We start from the raw sequence: 15121 nt of genomic DNA on the forward strand, positions 1-15121 counted from the left end.
GAAAATCTCGAATTTTCAATTGTGTATAGGTTTTTTTATCTATAGATTACAGAACATTAGGTCAATACAACATTAAGAATATATATGGATAATGAACAAGAGTGGTCACTGACCGGTTTTTTAGATGAGCTTAAACGTATTCACGAAACTATGCCTGACCGCCGTTTTGTCTTCATATTAGGTGCTGGTGCTTCTATTGAATCTAATGTTAAAGGTGCTGCTTCTCTTGCCAGGGAATGGATGGAGATTATTTTTCGTCGTAGTAACAATGAAGATGAGTATGATGATTGGTTGCAAAACAACCCATTACAGATAGATGGCTGGGACGCAAATAATTTAGCTGCTCATTATCCACAAATATTTAGTTTTTGCTTTAATGGAGATCATGAGTCCGGATACGCTGAATTAGAAAAAGCAATTGATCAAGGAAGTCCTAGTTTTGGCTATGCGGTACTAGCTTGGGTGCTCGCTCAGGATCGGCATAATATGGTGGTTACTACCAACTTTGATAATCTAGTCGCGGATTCTATGTATATCTATGGTGGCAAGACACCATTGGTAATAGGTCATGAAAGCCTAGCAAGTTACCTAAAACCAATGTCACGCCGCCCTATGATTGCTAAAATTCACCGAGATCTGTTCACAGACCCAATTAATGACGAAGATGGTGTCGGAGAGTTAAAGTCCGACTGGATAGAAGCTCTGAGAAACATTTTTCGATTCTATACTCCAGTATTCATTGGCTATGGTGGCAACGATGGTAGCTTGATGAACTTCTTAAAAAGCCTAAAAGCTAACGATATCAGCGGCAGGCCATTCTGGTGTTATTATGAGAGAGGTGAAAAACCAAACGGAGATATCGCAGAGCTGATGAATGAACACAAAGGAGTTCTTATACAAACTCCAGGCTTTGATCAATTGATGTTTAAGATAGGTACTGCCTTTGGTTACGAGCGTCATGGTCAAAGAAGGCTTGTACAAGAGCATACTGAACAGATGCTTAATACCTTAGACGCAAAGATTGAAGAAGTTTATAAGGATAGCCCTGAAGAAGTAAAAAGCATGCTACGCGATAACAATTCTGGTGAAGTTCGCGACTGGTTAGATTGGGAATTCGAGGCCTCTGAACAAGCCTCGAACACGGACAAGATAGCGGTTTATGAGGAAGCACTAAAACATCTACCTAACTCAATGGAGCTGCATACAAATTTGGGTCACACCTATAGTGATATAGGGGATTGGGACATGGCTGAAAAACATTATCTAGAAGCTGTAGAACTGGATCGAGATAGTCATATCACAAAAGGAAATCTAGCATTCATCAAATTAACTAAAGGCCAAATAGATGAATCCAAGAGACTATTTGAAGAGATCTTGGAACAAGATCCATCTTCACCTAACGCACATTCAGGATATTCTTCAGCCTTGACAAAAGAAGGCGACTTAGATAGAGCGGAAGAATACATACTCAAAGCTTTAGAACTTAGTGAAGGAACAGGGACAGGGACATATTATAACAATTATGCGCACTTCCTAATTATCAGCCAAAGATACGACGAAGCAGAAGTAATGATTCATAAAGCTTTTAGTTTTAAAAGTGAAAGCTATTTTCACCATGAAACATTTGCTGAATTACTATTGAATACTGGACGAATAAAGCAAGCAGAAGAAGAGATTAAAACAGCGTTACGTATCAACCCAGACAGCCCAGAAAGTAAACGTTTAAGTAAATGTATTGAAGAAGCTAAACTAAAATTAATTTAGAGCTAACTTTTTCAAAACGAACAAAAACGATCTCGAAGGATCTCTAAATCCCTAATCTAAAACAGCCCTCGATGTAGATACATCGGGGGCTGTGTTCCAATACAACTACCGAAATGAAATGCGGTTCTAAGATCGCATAATTGCAGTGTGGAATTTTGGTGTGGAGGGGTGGGTGAGTCCGAACAAGGCCTGAGCGCCCTACTCCATCACTCATTTTATTCTCACTGCCTAATTCTGATTTTCTTCTGTAGTTGGTGGCTTTTTGATGTGGGAACGACAGTACGAGCACGCTAGATGGAATGGGCTTAAGCTCAATATCCTCTCGACCGCCTTTGATGGTGGTAAGCGCTTGCAAGTGAGCGAAATCCCCTACGCAGAGCTACCACACATCAAAGTTATGGGAACGAAAGCCCGTACCTATACGATTGAAGCGGTGTTCGTTGGTTCCAGTTCTCTGGCCGATGCCAATGCCCTCATTGAAAACCTAGAAGCAACACCAAAAGGCGAGCTAGAACATCCTTGGTTGGGTGAACTTCCGCTTGTCTTTGAAGATGTATCGCAAAGCATCAGTACCAAAAAAGGATTGGTGACGCTGAGCCTGAAGTTTGCTCGTGCTGGCTCTTCCCCATCAATCACTGCACCGACTTCCGTTCGCACAAAAACGCAGGCCAACATGGTCGAGAGCTTATCGAAGCGTTCTTTCGTGAAACAAGTTAAAGGCTTGGATGTATCGAACATTCACCGAGTTCAGAATGATGCCATCAGCGCACTGAACGTGTTGGTCGACATCACCAACCGCTTAAAGCTTGAAGATGAAAGCCTTCAAGACATTAACCACGCCATCAATAAAGCATTCTCTGCAGTGAGTAGCCTCAGCACTAACCCAACTGAGTTCGCTGATCTGTTTTCTGCCTCAGTGGATGCGGTGGCCGATGGTGTTCAAGCCGAGCCAAGCTCAGGTAATGAAGCGGTAGACAACTCGCGTAGTGCTCAAGCTTTACTGCTAGGTGAAGTGAAACCGGACACGCCAACTCAGCACCACAATGTGCAAATGGTGACGGGCGCAGTGAAGATGAACAAAGACATCACACACCTAGAAAAAGGCGACCGCTTTGATATTACGCAGTCGGATAAGCAGCCTGAAACCATCAAGAATGACCTGTCTACTTTGATTGTCGGTATCGATGAGCGCATCAAAGACACCACCAAAGTGTCGACGCTTGAAAGCATTGAGTTGTTCGATGCAGTCACGATATTGAAAAGCAATATGAAGGTTCAGCAAGATAAGGTGGTCAGCGGTACTGCGCCCCATAGAACGGTACAGTCACCACGCTTTCAATCTGCGCTGGCGATTGCGCACGATGAGTTCACTCAAGAAAAAGTCATCACAAAAATGAATGCACTGCAGCACCCGCTTTTCATTCGTGGTGACATCGCCGTAAGGGATATGTCATGAACACGCTAACGATGCACATTGATGGCAAGCCGCGCACCTTCTATCAAGCGAATATCAACTACTCTATTGAACAGCTGGCCCACACATTCAGTTGCTCAATTGAGCCTATGAGAATTGAAAGCCCGTTGTCGGTTGAGTTCTTCCTGAACGCCAAGTCGATTCTGATTGGTCAGATTGATGGTGTGGATTCAAATACCGATTCAAGCACTCACGCTGTTTCCATTTCTGGCCGCTCAAAGAGTGCCAATATGATTGATTCACGCATCACGATGGATGCGCTTTATAACTTGAACGTTGAAGAGCTGCTTCGCCATGTTGCCAAGCCATTTGGTTTGAAAGTGAAAAGCCTGGTGAAGAGTATGCCGGTCATTCCTGAGTTTCAAATAAATGCGGAATCCCCTGTAGAGAACGTGGCACAACTCATTCGAGAGCAAGGTTTTATGTTGGTTGAGCGCAGTGGTGTGTTGACCATTGAAAACACCGCGCATGCAACTATCAGCAATATCGGCCTAGAAACAGGCAACAACATCGACAGCCTGAACATCAAGCGCACCTTCAATCAGCAATTTCACACCATTGATGTGCAAGGTCAGTGGGATGACGCAAGCGCACAGGTCATCAATCCAAACGTCGATAGCTCACGCACTATGGTGATCACCTGTGACCAATTACAAAACCGTGATACTTGCCTGTCTCGTGCTAAATATGAGCGCAACCTTGCCATAGCTCAAAGCCTGACGGCATCAAGCACAATTGCCGACATATTCCCTGAGTTGGCCATTGATGGTTTAAATCGAGTTATTCGAGTAGCTGACCAAGAGCAAAGCTTCAGTGAGATGTTGGTAATCAAGTCGCTTGGCCTATCGGTGTCTGAAAGCTCTACGGAAACATCGGTTGAGTTATTCAGACCGTTTAAGGAGCAAAGCTATGTCTAGTGCTCTGCAGCAACAACAGCGATTAATGGCCAGAATCAAAAATGTGATTGGCACCGGCACGGTCACAGGTGCAACCACAGGCCGATTACAAATCAAAACCGCGACAGGCCGAACTAACGACAAGATAAAACGCGTACACAACTACGGTTTTATGAGCCGCCCACTACCAGGTGCGAAAACTTACAACCTATTCATTGGTGGAACCACATCTCGCGGCATCACCGTGAACGTAGAAGACGAACGCCACCAAATAGAGTTACAGCCTGGTGAAGTCGCGATGCTCGATGACAAAGGCAACCTTGTTCATTTCACTGACCAAGGCATCAAGATAAACGCCAGCGCAAAGTTAGAAGTGATATCGGCACAAGAAACCACCGTGAACGCAACGGCTGTGAACGTGACTGCACCTAAGTCCACGTTTTCTGGTGATGTAGAGATAGGCGGCAACCTAACGGTTATGAAAGATACACAAGTTACGGGCGCTGTTGGTAGCTCTTCAGGTACGTTCGGTGGAGTTAGCGTTGAGAAACATACTCACGACTACAAAGACGATAGTGCAAACAGAACAACCAAGGGGCCAAACAAAGGATGAGTCATTTCAATTTAACGGCTTTGACGGCATCACTTAGCTCTAAAGAGGGGCTAACCCATGCTGTGCTTCAGAGTGTTTACAACTATGCCGAATCGACTAAAAACGATCGCGCCCGTATGGCAAGCAATGAGCGTGGCGGCACTTGGAGCAATGAGTTGATAAACGTGGTCGGCTCTCGTGACTGGACGCTCAAGCGAGCAAAGCTTACCGACGAAACATTAAGCCTTGCTAAGCGATTTTGTGAAGAGTCACTCGCTTGGCTCATTACCGACGGCCACGCCAAAGCAGTTGAAGTTTCAGTATGGCGAGAGAAGCCAACCCAAATGGGTCGCAATGTGATGATAACCCTAACCAATGGCTCTCAATTTGATGTTCCACTTTCAAAGGTTAACCAATGAGTACAAAACGAAGCTTAGATGAGTTGATAGCTCGTGCAGAAGCGAATCTGGTGTCTGTAACAGGGCAAAGCAACCCAGCAACCAAAGGGATAGCCGCTGCCATTGCGGGGGTCAGCTATGGGCAATATGGTTATCAAGATTTGCTCTTCAGACAGCTGCACCCAGAGACTTGCTCTGAAGAGTGGTTATACCTACACGCTAATCGCCATAAAGCCCCTCGACTACTGCCCACGTTCGCAACGGGCCGAGTCCAGTTCACTGAGCTTGGCGGAACGGTGGTGATCAAAAAAGGCACTCGCTTAACGCATGGCAATAACGAGTATGAAACCACCAAAGAACAATACAGCAATGCTCCGGTCGAAGTGATCGCACTTAAATCAGGAGTTGATAGCAACTTACCTGCAGGCGCAATACTGGCGCTAAGCGAAGGGCTCAGCGGAATTGACCCAAACCGTGTGGTTTCACAAGGTGTAACTGGTGGCGCGAACATTGAAGAACTCAAGCATTGGCGTTCCAGAGTGATCGTAGCGTTTGAGAAGAACGAGCTCATCGGTAAATCAGAAGATTACCAAGCCTGGGCGGTGTCTGCTCACTCCGATGTGGACTTTGCTTGGGCGCTCGACAACACCCCACAGCGAGGCATGGTGGAAGTGTATATCGGTGCGCGAGAAAGCAACCCGACTTTAAGTGCTGGAGTAGTCAAGTTAGTGCAAGACACCTTTGAGCGTAACCGACTGGCAGGTTGTCATCCAATCGCTTATCTACCAAAGCAAGTGCCACTCAACATCGAGATACAAGGCATTCAAGACCAAGCCATACGTAATGATGTAGTCACCGCACTAGAGAATCTTGTGAAAGGGAAAATGGGAAAAATCGACCCGATAACTCAAAAGCCTGAATCCATCACCAATACTGAAATTGTGTTAACCACTTCAACCGTGACCAACAACTTCATTGTTCGTACACCTGTTGGTGAGGTCGCTATTGATAAAAACCAGATACATGTACTAGGAAGCGTAACGTGGACACCGCCGACTTAATTATTAACTACAGTGCCGGTGATTTTGAAAACGCCTACCGTGGTCTATTACCCAAAGGCGAATATTGGCAAGACACCGAGAACGTCGAGCTGGCCAACACCATCAAAGGCATGGCCAAAGACTTCAAGCAAACCCATGACGATATTGAACTGTCGCTATTAACCGAGTTTGAAGAGCAGCAATTTGGTTGGAAGATTTCAGACTATCAACGGCTCTTGATGACGATGGGCTCTAAAGGTGTGGTATTTGATGAAGTCGCTAACCCAAACCTCATCAAGATAAAGCTTTACAGCTACAACAATGACGCGGCCTTTAAAGCGCTAGAAGAAAAACGACTGCCGCACACCGAGTTTCATTGGATTTATCCATTTGATGCAAATACACAATTTGAACTGGCTACGGCCTTAACCATGAAGCCAGAGTTTAGCTCTCAGCTTGAATTAGAAGCTGAAGCCCCCTTTCTGTGCTGCACCGCCATCACATGGCAACTTGAAATAGGAGACACCGTATGAGCACGCTGCAAGGTATCCCAACTCAGCACGGGATCAGCATTCTCAAAAGTAACCTGAAACAGACCGCGAAAAAGTTTCAGCTCATTGGAGCATTAACCCACAACGCGCCAACTGCGAGCTTGTCTGTTTTCCATACGGACACAATCGAAGCCAGTTATTACGATGATAATGGCGTACTGACGTTTGTATTCAACCTACCGATTGAAAGGCACTTCAATGAGTACCTCTATCAAATCAAGATTGTAGATACCGCAGGTCAATCCATCGTGGATTGCCAAACCCCAGTGATTGCTTTGGCTAAAGGTATTGGCGGCATGGTCACTCTAAAAGCTGCGGTTTCGGGGCAAGCTGGACAGGTCATTTTTAAGCACAATCAGTACGTGACGGAAACGGAGTTATTGGGGCTTCACTTTCCCAACCTTAAAAAAGAGTTCTCTGACAAATACCTTGGTAAAAACTCTAAAGCTGCTGACTCGGGCAAGCTTGATGGTAAGGATTCGTCGGCTTTCTCTCAGTGGGAAAATGTGCAATCGGGCACCTGTTCTACGGGTTGGGTTACAATTGCTACAGCTGCTGGCGCTCGTGGTTTTTCTGAGGTCTATGTTTGGGACAATGAAAGCAGTGACCATGCATTTATGCATATCGAGTTTGTACGCAGCTATAGAGATACATCGATTAGCATCGTTACAGTAGGTGGACACGCCAAGCGAATTACAGGTGCTCGCGTCATTGCTAATGGCGACGATACATATGGCGAGAAGCGCCTGCAAGTCTATGTGACGGTAACGTCTGTTTACAACGTTCGCCTAAAAGACTCAAATGCATTAACTGGCTACTCAGGAATCAGTCCTGTTAAGCCTGAGCTTCAAAACCTACCTAGTGGATGGAGAGTTGAAAATGCCGAGCTTACTGGTCTAAATGAGTCAGGTGGTGGTATGGATACAACAGGTACGTTAAATGAGCGTGGTCAGCGAGTATTCAGTCCAAATAACAAACCCACCGCCGCCGATGTAGGTGCATTAACTAAAGCCGATATGTTGGCCATGCGCTGCGGTGAGATAGGCTACTTTGACGACCCCAATCCTCGTGCTGGATGGATCACCTTAGATGGCGGGGATTTATCGAGAACAACCGATGCTTTACTTTGGGCTCATGCTCAACGGACGGGTTTGTTGATAAACCAAGCTACGAAAGATTCAGATAAGAAAAAATACGCAGCGTATTGGGGAACCGGTGATGGTTCTACCACGTTCACAAGGCCTAATCTGCATATAGTAGGAGGTTTCGTTCGTGCAACCCCACTAGGCGTGGCACATGGTGCGTATCAAGGTGATGCAATACGTGAAATTCAAGGTGACTTCGGTAATATAGCTTATCAAAAACATCCGGCGGGTAATGCTTCCGGTGTTATATCTATGAACAATAAGTACGGGCAACAAATAGCTCCAGCGACAACAACTGTGGTAGGGAGCGGTGACGGTTTTGACTTTAAAGCATCAAGAGTTGTTCCTACTGCAAGCGAAAACCGACCACACTCCATAAACTACGCAGCTAAAATTCACAGAGGATGGATGTAATGAAAACAGCTTATTTTTACGATTGCGATACGTCTATCTACATCGGTCATCGTCCAGTCCATAAAATTGATGGTTATGACGATTATCTATTGCCGCAGCTAGCCACACTAATTGAGGTTCCTGAGTTCGACTCAGAAACGGAACAAGCTAAGTTTGATGAGCAAAATCAAACGTGGACGGTAGAACCTAAGTTTGTTGAGGTGACGGCTTATCATAAGCAAACTCACGAATCCAAAGATTTTGATGACGCGTCTTTAATCACAGACGACTACACAAAAGACGAGCCAGCTACTCAATGGGACGAGTGGATTAACAATGCTTGGGTAACCAACCAAAGCAATAAGTACGTGGCTGAATACAACCAAACTGACGAGATAAGACGACAGCTTTATTCTCGTATGTGTGACCCGTTAATTGCAGAAGCTCAAATCAAGCGTTTAAGTGGCAACAAAGCAGAGGCCGATATTAGCGAGGCTCAAGCCCTAGCTGCGAGAGCAAAAATCCAAACAGAGCACCCGTGGCCAACACCGCCTGCCAACTAATCCCAACCCTATTAAAACCCAGCTATCACGCTGGGTTTTCTACATTTTCCATTTAGAATTCGCCCCAATATCCGCCACTTAACCACCACGGTAAACTAAGCCTAGTTCATTACATTAGGTCGCCAGTATGGAAACGTTAGCCACAACACTAATTAAGAAGCATGAAGGTCTTCGGCTTAAGCCGTATCGATGCAGCATGGGGAAACTCACCATCGGTTATGGACGCAACCTTAGTGACAACGGCATTACCCTAGAAGAAGCCGAGCAGCTACTTCAGCACAATATTGACGAAGTGATTCAGCTGGCTCAAACCTTACCTTTCTTCAATGCTCTGAATGAAGTTCGCCAGGCAGTGATTGTCGACATGATCTTCAACATGGGCTTGCCACGTTTTCAGAAATTCAAAAAGACCATTGCTCTCATTGAACAGCAAGCTTGGCAGGCGGCCGCTAATGAAATGTTAAACAGTCGCTGGGCAAGACAGGTGGGTAACCGCTCTCAAACGCTCAGTGAAATGATGCGTTATGGAACTGAACCAACACAAAAGTAAGGAATGGGTATGAACGTTATTACCGGAATTTTAGGTAAAACCCTATGGGAAGTACTGAAAGGCTTAATCTTACAAGTCGCATGGAAAGTGATTCTTGAGCGCTTCGCCTCTCGTCTTGTAATTTGGGGCCTAGAGAAGCTTAAAACCCTCACAACGAACGATGTCACACAAGAAACAGTGAATGACATTATCCATTCACTGAAAGGTAAAAAACTCAAAGAGGTCGAACAATGGGAATGACAATAGATCCGAACTGGCTTAATGCTGTGATAGCGTTTTGTACCTTTGTCACCCTTATCCTTAGCTTACTGATTAGTTACTTGTTTCGGCTATCGAAAGAGCTTGGAGAGCACAAGACTCACGTAGCGGAAACCTACGCCACCAAAGATGATGTCAAAGAGCTAGGCGACAGAATAGAACGCAGCATGGTGAAAGAATTCGACCGCCTACACACCTTACTCCAAGGTAAGGAAGCTGTATAAAAAGAAGCTGAATAAAGCTAACATAAACGCACTTCGATAAAAGAGATTTTAAATATTCGCCTACAAGTTAATTAAAGATCGAGGGTTGATTTAACCCTCGAAATCTTCTTAGATAAGCCCTTTACTACGCTGAATTTTTCTCATTCTTTTTAGAGTTCTCTCTTACAAAGAAGACTAACTTTGAATAATAAATGTCAATTTTTTCGACTATTTTCCCCGCTTGTCTTGAGCTAGCCTTCTCTATTGATTTATAAAATAAAAACGAGAAAACTATGGAGCTAATTAGCACACAAATAGCGGAAAATAGTTTCGAATTATTTTCAGAGATAAACTTCACTGATAGGAAATAAGTAGGAGATGCTACAAGACCAATCATCATCATATGTGTGAGATATAGTGAGAATGAAATCTTACCTAAGAATGAGGGGAGCTTTGATGATAATATGCTGTTAAAAAGACCGAAGTTAACGATTAAAAAAACCAAAACAAAAGAAACTATTATATAGTAATATCCGCCATAGTTAGGCTTACTCAAAGCGTATATAATTAATGGTATAAGGATAATGTATAAACTTTTATGAATACTCTTGAATTTAAAGCTACGCTGAATATCAATTATCAATGCGCCAGCAATGAAAGATAAAACATAAAAGTGCTCAAAGAAAAAACAAAAAGAAAACACACCGAGGTATGTGAAAAGTCTGTTTTTACCATCACCTAAAAGAGGAAGTACCATAAAAAGAAAATAAGAACTTATTAACTCTGGCCCCATTGTCCAAAGGACACTATTATAGGTAGGCTGTGAATGGTAGTTAAAAAAAGTATACCAGAAAGAACTTGATAATGCAGATTCAAGTTCTGGTTCAAAACTCCACTGGCTATTTAGCCATGAAATGGGGCCGCTTACATATATTTCACCAAACTCTATAGCGAGCTCTTTATTACTATACAAACCATTTGACATGCAAAAATATGCTAAAAATATACTACTTGCGACCGGTATTAATAAACGGAAATACCTTTTCGCTGCCGACTTTCGGATGTAGCTTAATCTATCTTTTTCTTCTAATTGAAAGAACTTTATACTAAGAACCGAGCCTGACATCATCCAAAAAAGCCAGACACTAAACGTTCCATTTGTTAATGCTAAAATAGTGGAAGTTATCATTTCATTGAATATACCCCCAGACATGGACCATTGCTCTAACCTTGTGTCATAATCAACGGCATAGGTGTAGCACAAATGCATTATAACTACGGACATTGCTGCAATGCCGCGCAATCCATCTAGTGGGTAAAGTTTTTTGGTTGCTATCATATATGGAAATCTTCTATTTAGGGTAAATTCACACTCTAGACCAACATTTACTCTTAGTATCAAGTTTAAGTCGCTGTACTCTTCTTGATATTTCTGACCTAAAATAGCCTGAATTCTGGAGTGAAATTTTACTTATGATGATAAAGTGGGGGGGAATGATAGATTAATTAACGTTTAATGACCACCTCCTTCTTCGAGGAACTCCCCTAATAGCTGAGCCTAAGCCGCATCCAAACGTTTATATTCTTTAGGGGTAATGATCGGATGCCCCACAACATCATTCAACTCTTGCATCATATCAATGAGTGGTAGCAACTCGTTTTTGTGGAACAGCCAATCGACCTTATTCAAGTCCAGTGACGTAATACTCTCGCGTCGAATGCTCATCAACTCGATTGGCACACGGTGAACCGAAAGCACCTCGTTCATGGTTTGGTTCTTTACTTCTTTGTATGAGTCTTTGGCTTCCACCTGACCAATTGGTTTAAGCTCTGGGGCTTTGGTGTCTTTACCTTTGGCATTCACAAACAAGTTTTTAAACGCCATGCCTTCTTGAGCCTGCAGTTGTTTTTTGATGGCCCTTTCTTGTTTCTCTGTCATGGTGGGCTCGTTCATATACAGCAAGTAACCAGCATGGTTACCGTTACGGTAGTACTGACGACGAAACAAGGTGGCATCATCGTTCAGCCAGATAGACGTCAAAGAGCTAATGTGACTCGGCAAACCATACAGCTCTTGCGCTACATCGTAATCGCCCAAGTGGAACACTTGACCTTTCTTGTAGTCGATACGACCATCATCATCGTAGGCTCTAGGCTTATACGTCCAACCTAAGTCTTCACGTCTACGCATATAGAGAGCAGGTATGTGTTTGAGCTTGATAGGCTCCCCCACCCCTCCATAGCCACGAATAACCTGTAAGTAAGCATTGCCAAAGGTTAAGTAGTCTTGAATAAAGCGCTTTACATCTTGGCGTGAGAGTAATCCACTCAGCGCAATGGCGTGCATTAACGTATTGCGCTTAAACTCAATCGCACTCGAATGCATCGGGTTCGTGCGCAGTGCCTTGGCTAAGGTATCGAGCGCAATCGGTGGTTCGTATAAACCATCAACCAACGCCACTTCTAAATAACTAAGAATGTCGCTATTCATCACGCTCACGGGGCTAGAAAATTCAATCTCTATCACTTGGTCTCTCCAAAATTAGGCTAGAAGAACTCGACACTGGTGTTGGTGTCATTGTTTATATCAATCGGCTCCCAACGCATTACATGCATCGAAGCCCAAGCTAAATCGGCATGAGAGCCAATTTTGCTGCGGTTGGAAACAAAGGTAATTTGGTTACTCACCTTAGTGGTTTGCTGGCGGATCATTAAGAACGAGTGAACGAGATCATCCCATTCAGCTTCAAACTGTAAACGGCCACTGTTAATGATTTCTCTCGACTTGTAAGCCATCAATCGCTTCACTTCGGGTGAGTAATCCAGCTCGACCAGAGCTGGGTAAAACTTACGAACCAGCTCAGCTGTAGCCGAGCCTACGCCACTGGTATCCATGGCCATGTACACCACATTGTATTTCTCAGTAATGCCGCGAATGGTGTCAGCCTGTTGCTCATAGCTGGAGCCTTTAAGGCGAACCCGCTCAATAAATCGGAACACGCCACCTTTACGTCTAGGCTTCAACGCCACCACTAAGCCCGCATCATCCGAGCTTTCACCCGTACCGCCACCTCTTGGGTCATAACCGACCAATACTTCTGCGTTACCCACTGGCCTTGCTTTCTCGTGGTCGACATCTTTCCAAAGTGAACTGTCTGCCTTACAGGCCAGTAGCGCCTTAAGAGAGAAGAATGAAGCGCTGTCATCCAAGAATTTACAGCGAAGCAGGTTGTCAAATACCTCTTTAACCGGATACTTACGCTTAAGCTTCTCCATGTTGAAGAGCTTGTCACCGCCTTTGGCAATGGCATCATCAACCGTGATCATTTGACGGAAGATGTAATCGGGGCCAAGCGCACCGTCTTTCAGTGCTTTATGGCTTAGGTCAATATTGTCTTCTTTCTTACCAGACCATTTCGGGTAAGCCTCATGCGCCATAGTAGAAGGGGTTGATATGTAGGTTGTACGGTACTGAGCCTGAATAGACATACCACCTGCATAGTCATCAAGTGCCCTAAAGCGAGGAATCCAGAAAACCTCATCCCAATACATATGACCGTTAAAGCCCTGAGAAGATGAAACATTGGTTGAACAGAAAATAAGGTTGGCGCCATTGCTTAATTCAATGTCGTCTTTACCTTTTAAATCAATCCCAGCAAGCTCTAGCGCAAACTTGCGAATGTAATTTTTAAAGATGTACGCCTGTTTCTTGGACGCAGAAATAAACACCTGGTTATCTCCGCTAAGCACTGCATCTTCAAACGCTTCCCATGCAAAATAGAACGACAAACCAATCTGGCGAGATTTAAGATAAAAGCGAATCTCGTTGATCTCATCGTTTTGCTTGTGCTCATGAATCTCTTTCTGGTAGCCAAAGAAGGTCTTTTCACGGTATTCATCCAGCATCTCTTTCGTAATACCGGAAATATCATTTTTAACCTTATTTGATTTACGTCCTCGCTTATTCTCACCACCGCTAGAACTCGCTGGTCGAGAGCGCTCTTCTGACTTCTGGTTTTTATAGTGCTGCTCTAGCAGCATCTTCAGCTCACGCTCTTGGCATTCGAGTTTATGGTCAACCCACATCAAGTAGGCAATACGCTGCCTTAGCATTAATTCAACGGGTGCATCATCCCTCAGCTTTTTCCAATCAAACTGAGTTATCCATTTCTGAACCGTGCGAGTAGCCACACCAACTTGCTCCGCAATTTCAGGCGGCTTTCGTTGGCGCAGAAACAATTCCAAAGCTTTCGTTTGGTCGGTGGTGTATAGCGGTTCGCTAATAACATTCGTATCCATGCTTGCATAGTGCTACAGCGCTTGTGATTACTCAGCTTGAACGATTTCTATATCAAGCGTTTAGAACTAGGACAAATACAAAAAGGCGGAGGCATTGGGTAAATTGGAATCATCGAATTTAGGAGAGTTTAGGCATGTTCCAATCAAAGCAAATTTGTATTTTACAGGCAGGAGCAACCATTGATGGTCGAGTCATTGAGCAAAAAATCATTGATGAGATTGCAGAAACTTACAACCCAGAAGTCTATACAGCTCGAATCAATGCAGACCATTATCCGTGGAGCAACAAGTATGGCTCAGTCCTATCTGTAAAAAAGAAAGATGACAAGCTATTCGCAGTACTGAAACCAAACTCAATGCTTTTACGTATGGCTGAGCAAGGCCAGCTTTTACATACCTCATGTGAGTTCTATGAAAAGTTTGCCGATACAGGGAAAGCCTACCTGACCGGATTGGCCTTGACTGATGAGCCTGCATCGTTAGGGACGACACAGATTCAATTGTCGGCTAACAGCAAAGATAAAGCGTGCGTGCCAACGAACTTTCAAATTACCCCAGAGCAACTCTCAAAAGACACCGAGGAAGAAGCCTCGATGTTCCATACATTTAAACGCTGGCTTAAGGGCGAAGGTGAACTTGAGCAGCTCTCACAACAACAGGAAGAAGACAACATGAGTAAAGAACTTGAAGAGCTACTCAAGCAAAGCATTGAGCAAGGCAAAGAGAATCAGCAGCAACTAAGCCAGTTAAGTGAGCAAGTTGAGAAGCTCAACACCAATGGTCAGCCGCAAGAGCCTGAAGTCGAAGAAGGCACTGAAGTGACTGAGCTAGAGGACAAGGTAGAGAAGCTTTCATCTCAGTTAGAAAGCCTAACAGGTCAAATCGAAAAGCTCAGCAAGCTAACCGATGAAGAGCAGCGTCAGTTAGCCGGCGAAAGTAATGACGAAGAGCGCTACTTATAGGCTTCGACACATCTTCAACCCATAACGAATTTA

At 44.2% G+C, this 15121-nt stretch carries 16 protein-coding genes; 13 read left to right on the forward strand and 3 right to left on the reverse strand.

The features are described 5' to 3' along the window. Positions 1–84 precede the first annotated feature (84 nt). The 12 genes from BTO10_RS03820 (at position 85) to BTO10_RS03875 (ending at position 9848) form a co-directional block, all read left to right on the forward strand. Complete coding sequence (locus tag BTO10_RS03820) at positions 85–1764, forward strand: tetratricopeptide repeat protein (RefSeq protein WP_105023622.1); 1680 nt, start codon at positions 85–87, stop codon at positions 1762–1764. A 265-nt stretch (positions 1765–2029) separates the two neighbouring features. Continuing rightward, a complete protein-coding gene (locus BTO10_RS03825) occupies positions 2030–3220 on the forward strand; it encodes a DNA circularization N-terminal domain-containing protein (RefSeq protein WP_105023623.1) in 1191 nt (396 codons plus the stop codon). Beyond that, positions 3217–4155: a phage tail protein gene (locus BTO10_RS03830; protein ID WP_105023624.1), complete on the forward strand. Its 939-nt coding sequence runs from the start codon at positions 3217–3219 to the stop codon at positions 4153–4155. Before BTO10_RS03825 ends, BTO10_RS03830 begins: the two co-directional genes overlap by 4 nt. Next, positions 4148–4747 carry a phage baseplate assembly protein V gene (locus BTO10_RS03835; RefSeq protein ID WP_105023625.1) on the forward strand — a complete coding sequence of 200 codons (600 nt, stop codon included), beginning with the start codon at positions 4148–4150 and terminating at the stop codon, positions 4745–4747. Before BTO10_RS03830 ends, BTO10_RS03835 begins: the two co-directional genes overlap by 8 nt. Continuing rightward, the gene (locus BTO10_RS03840; protein ID WP_105023626.1) at positions 4744–5145 is read left to right on the forward strand and encodes a phage GP46 family protein; all 402 of its coding nucleotides are present in this window, start codon (positions 4744–4746) and stop codon (positions 5143–5145) included. Before BTO10_RS03835 ends, BTO10_RS03840 begins: the two co-directional genes overlap by 4 nt. Continuing rightward, the gene (locus BTO10_RS03845) at positions 5142–6185 is read left to right on the forward strand and encodes a baseplate J/gp47 family protein (RefSeq protein WP_105023627.1); all 1044 of its coding nucleotides are present in this window, start codon (positions 5142–5144) and stop codon (positions 6183–6185) included. The genes BTO10_RS03840 and BTO10_RS03845 overlap by 4 nt, the downstream gene beginning before the upstream one ends. Then, entirely contained in the window at positions 6167–6697 is a 531-nt protein-coding gene (locus BTO10_RS03850) for a hypothetical protein (protein ID WP_004737256.1), read from the forward strand. Before BTO10_RS03845 ends, BTO10_RS03850 begins: the two co-directional genes overlap by 19 nt. Next, positions 6694–8274 (forward strand): hypothetical protein, encoded by a 1581-nt coding sequence (locus BTO10_RS23675; RefSeq protein WP_258096983.1) that lies wholly within the window; start codon positions 6694–6696, stop codon positions 8272–8274. The genes BTO10_RS03850 and BTO10_RS23675 overlap by 4 nt, the downstream gene beginning before the upstream one ends. After that, positions 8274–8816, forward strand: coding sequence for a hypothetical protein (locus BTO10_RS03860; protein WP_004737254.1), 543 nt, complete (start codon positions 8274–8276; stop codon positions 8814–8816). Before BTO10_RS23675 ends, BTO10_RS03860 begins: the two co-directional genes overlap by 1 nt. Positions 8817–8943: 127 nt before the next feature. Continuing rightward, entirely contained in the window at positions 8944–9366 is a 423-nt protein-coding gene (locus BTO10_RS03865; RefSeq protein WP_004737253.1) for a glycoside hydrolase family protein, read from the forward strand. Positions 9367–9375: 9 nt separating this feature from the next. Then, positions 9376–9606, forward strand: coding sequence for a hypothetical protein (locus BTO10_RS03870; RefSeq protein WP_004737252.1), 231 nt, complete (start codon positions 9376–9378; stop codon positions 9604–9606). Beyond that, entirely contained in the window at positions 9597–9848 is a 252-nt protein-coding gene (locus BTO10_RS03875; protein WP_004737251.1) for a hypothetical protein, read from the forward strand. Before BTO10_RS03870 ends, BTO10_RS03875 begins: the two co-directional genes overlap by 10 nt. A 124-nt stretch (positions 9849–9972) precedes the next feature. On the opposite strand, the gene BTO10_RS03880 is transcribed toward BTO10_RS03875, so the two are convergent. The 3 genes from BTO10_RS03880 to BTO10_RS03890 all read right to left on the reverse strand — a co-directional run bounded on the left by BTO10_RS03880 (position 9973) and on the right by BTO10_RS03890 (position 14126). After that, complete coding sequence (locus BTO10_RS03880) at positions 9973–11166, reverse strand: acyltransferase family protein (RefSeq protein WP_004737250.1); 1194 nt, start codon at positions 11164–11166, stop codon at positions 9973–9975. 219 nt (positions 11167–11385) lie between these two features. Next, a complete protein-coding gene (locus tag BTO10_RS03885) occupies positions 11386–12354 on the reverse strand; it encodes a phage portal protein (protein WP_004737249.1) in 969 nt (322 codons plus the stop codon). Between the two features lie 20 nt (positions 12355–12374). Further along, positions 12375–14126 (reverse strand): terminase large subunit domain-containing protein, encoded by a 1752-nt coding sequence (locus BTO10_RS03890; protein ID WP_004737248.1) that lies wholly within the window; start codon positions 14124–14126, stop codon positions 12375–12377. A gap of 134 nt (positions 14127–14260) precedes the next feature. Here BTO10_RS03890 and BTO10_RS03895 point away from each other — a divergent pair, with 134 nt between their 5' ends. Then, a complete protein-coding gene (locus BTO10_RS03895; protein ID WP_004737247.1) occupies positions 14261–15088 on the forward strand; it encodes a GPO family capsid scaffolding protein in 828 nt (275 codons plus the stop codon). Positions 15089–15121: the final 33 nt, after the last annotated feature.

This window comes from Vibrio chagasii, assembly GCF_002954585.1.
Taxonomy (GTDB): Bacteria; Pseudomonadota; Gammaproteobacteria; order Enterobacterales; family Vibrionaceae; genus Vibrio; species Vibrio chagasii_A.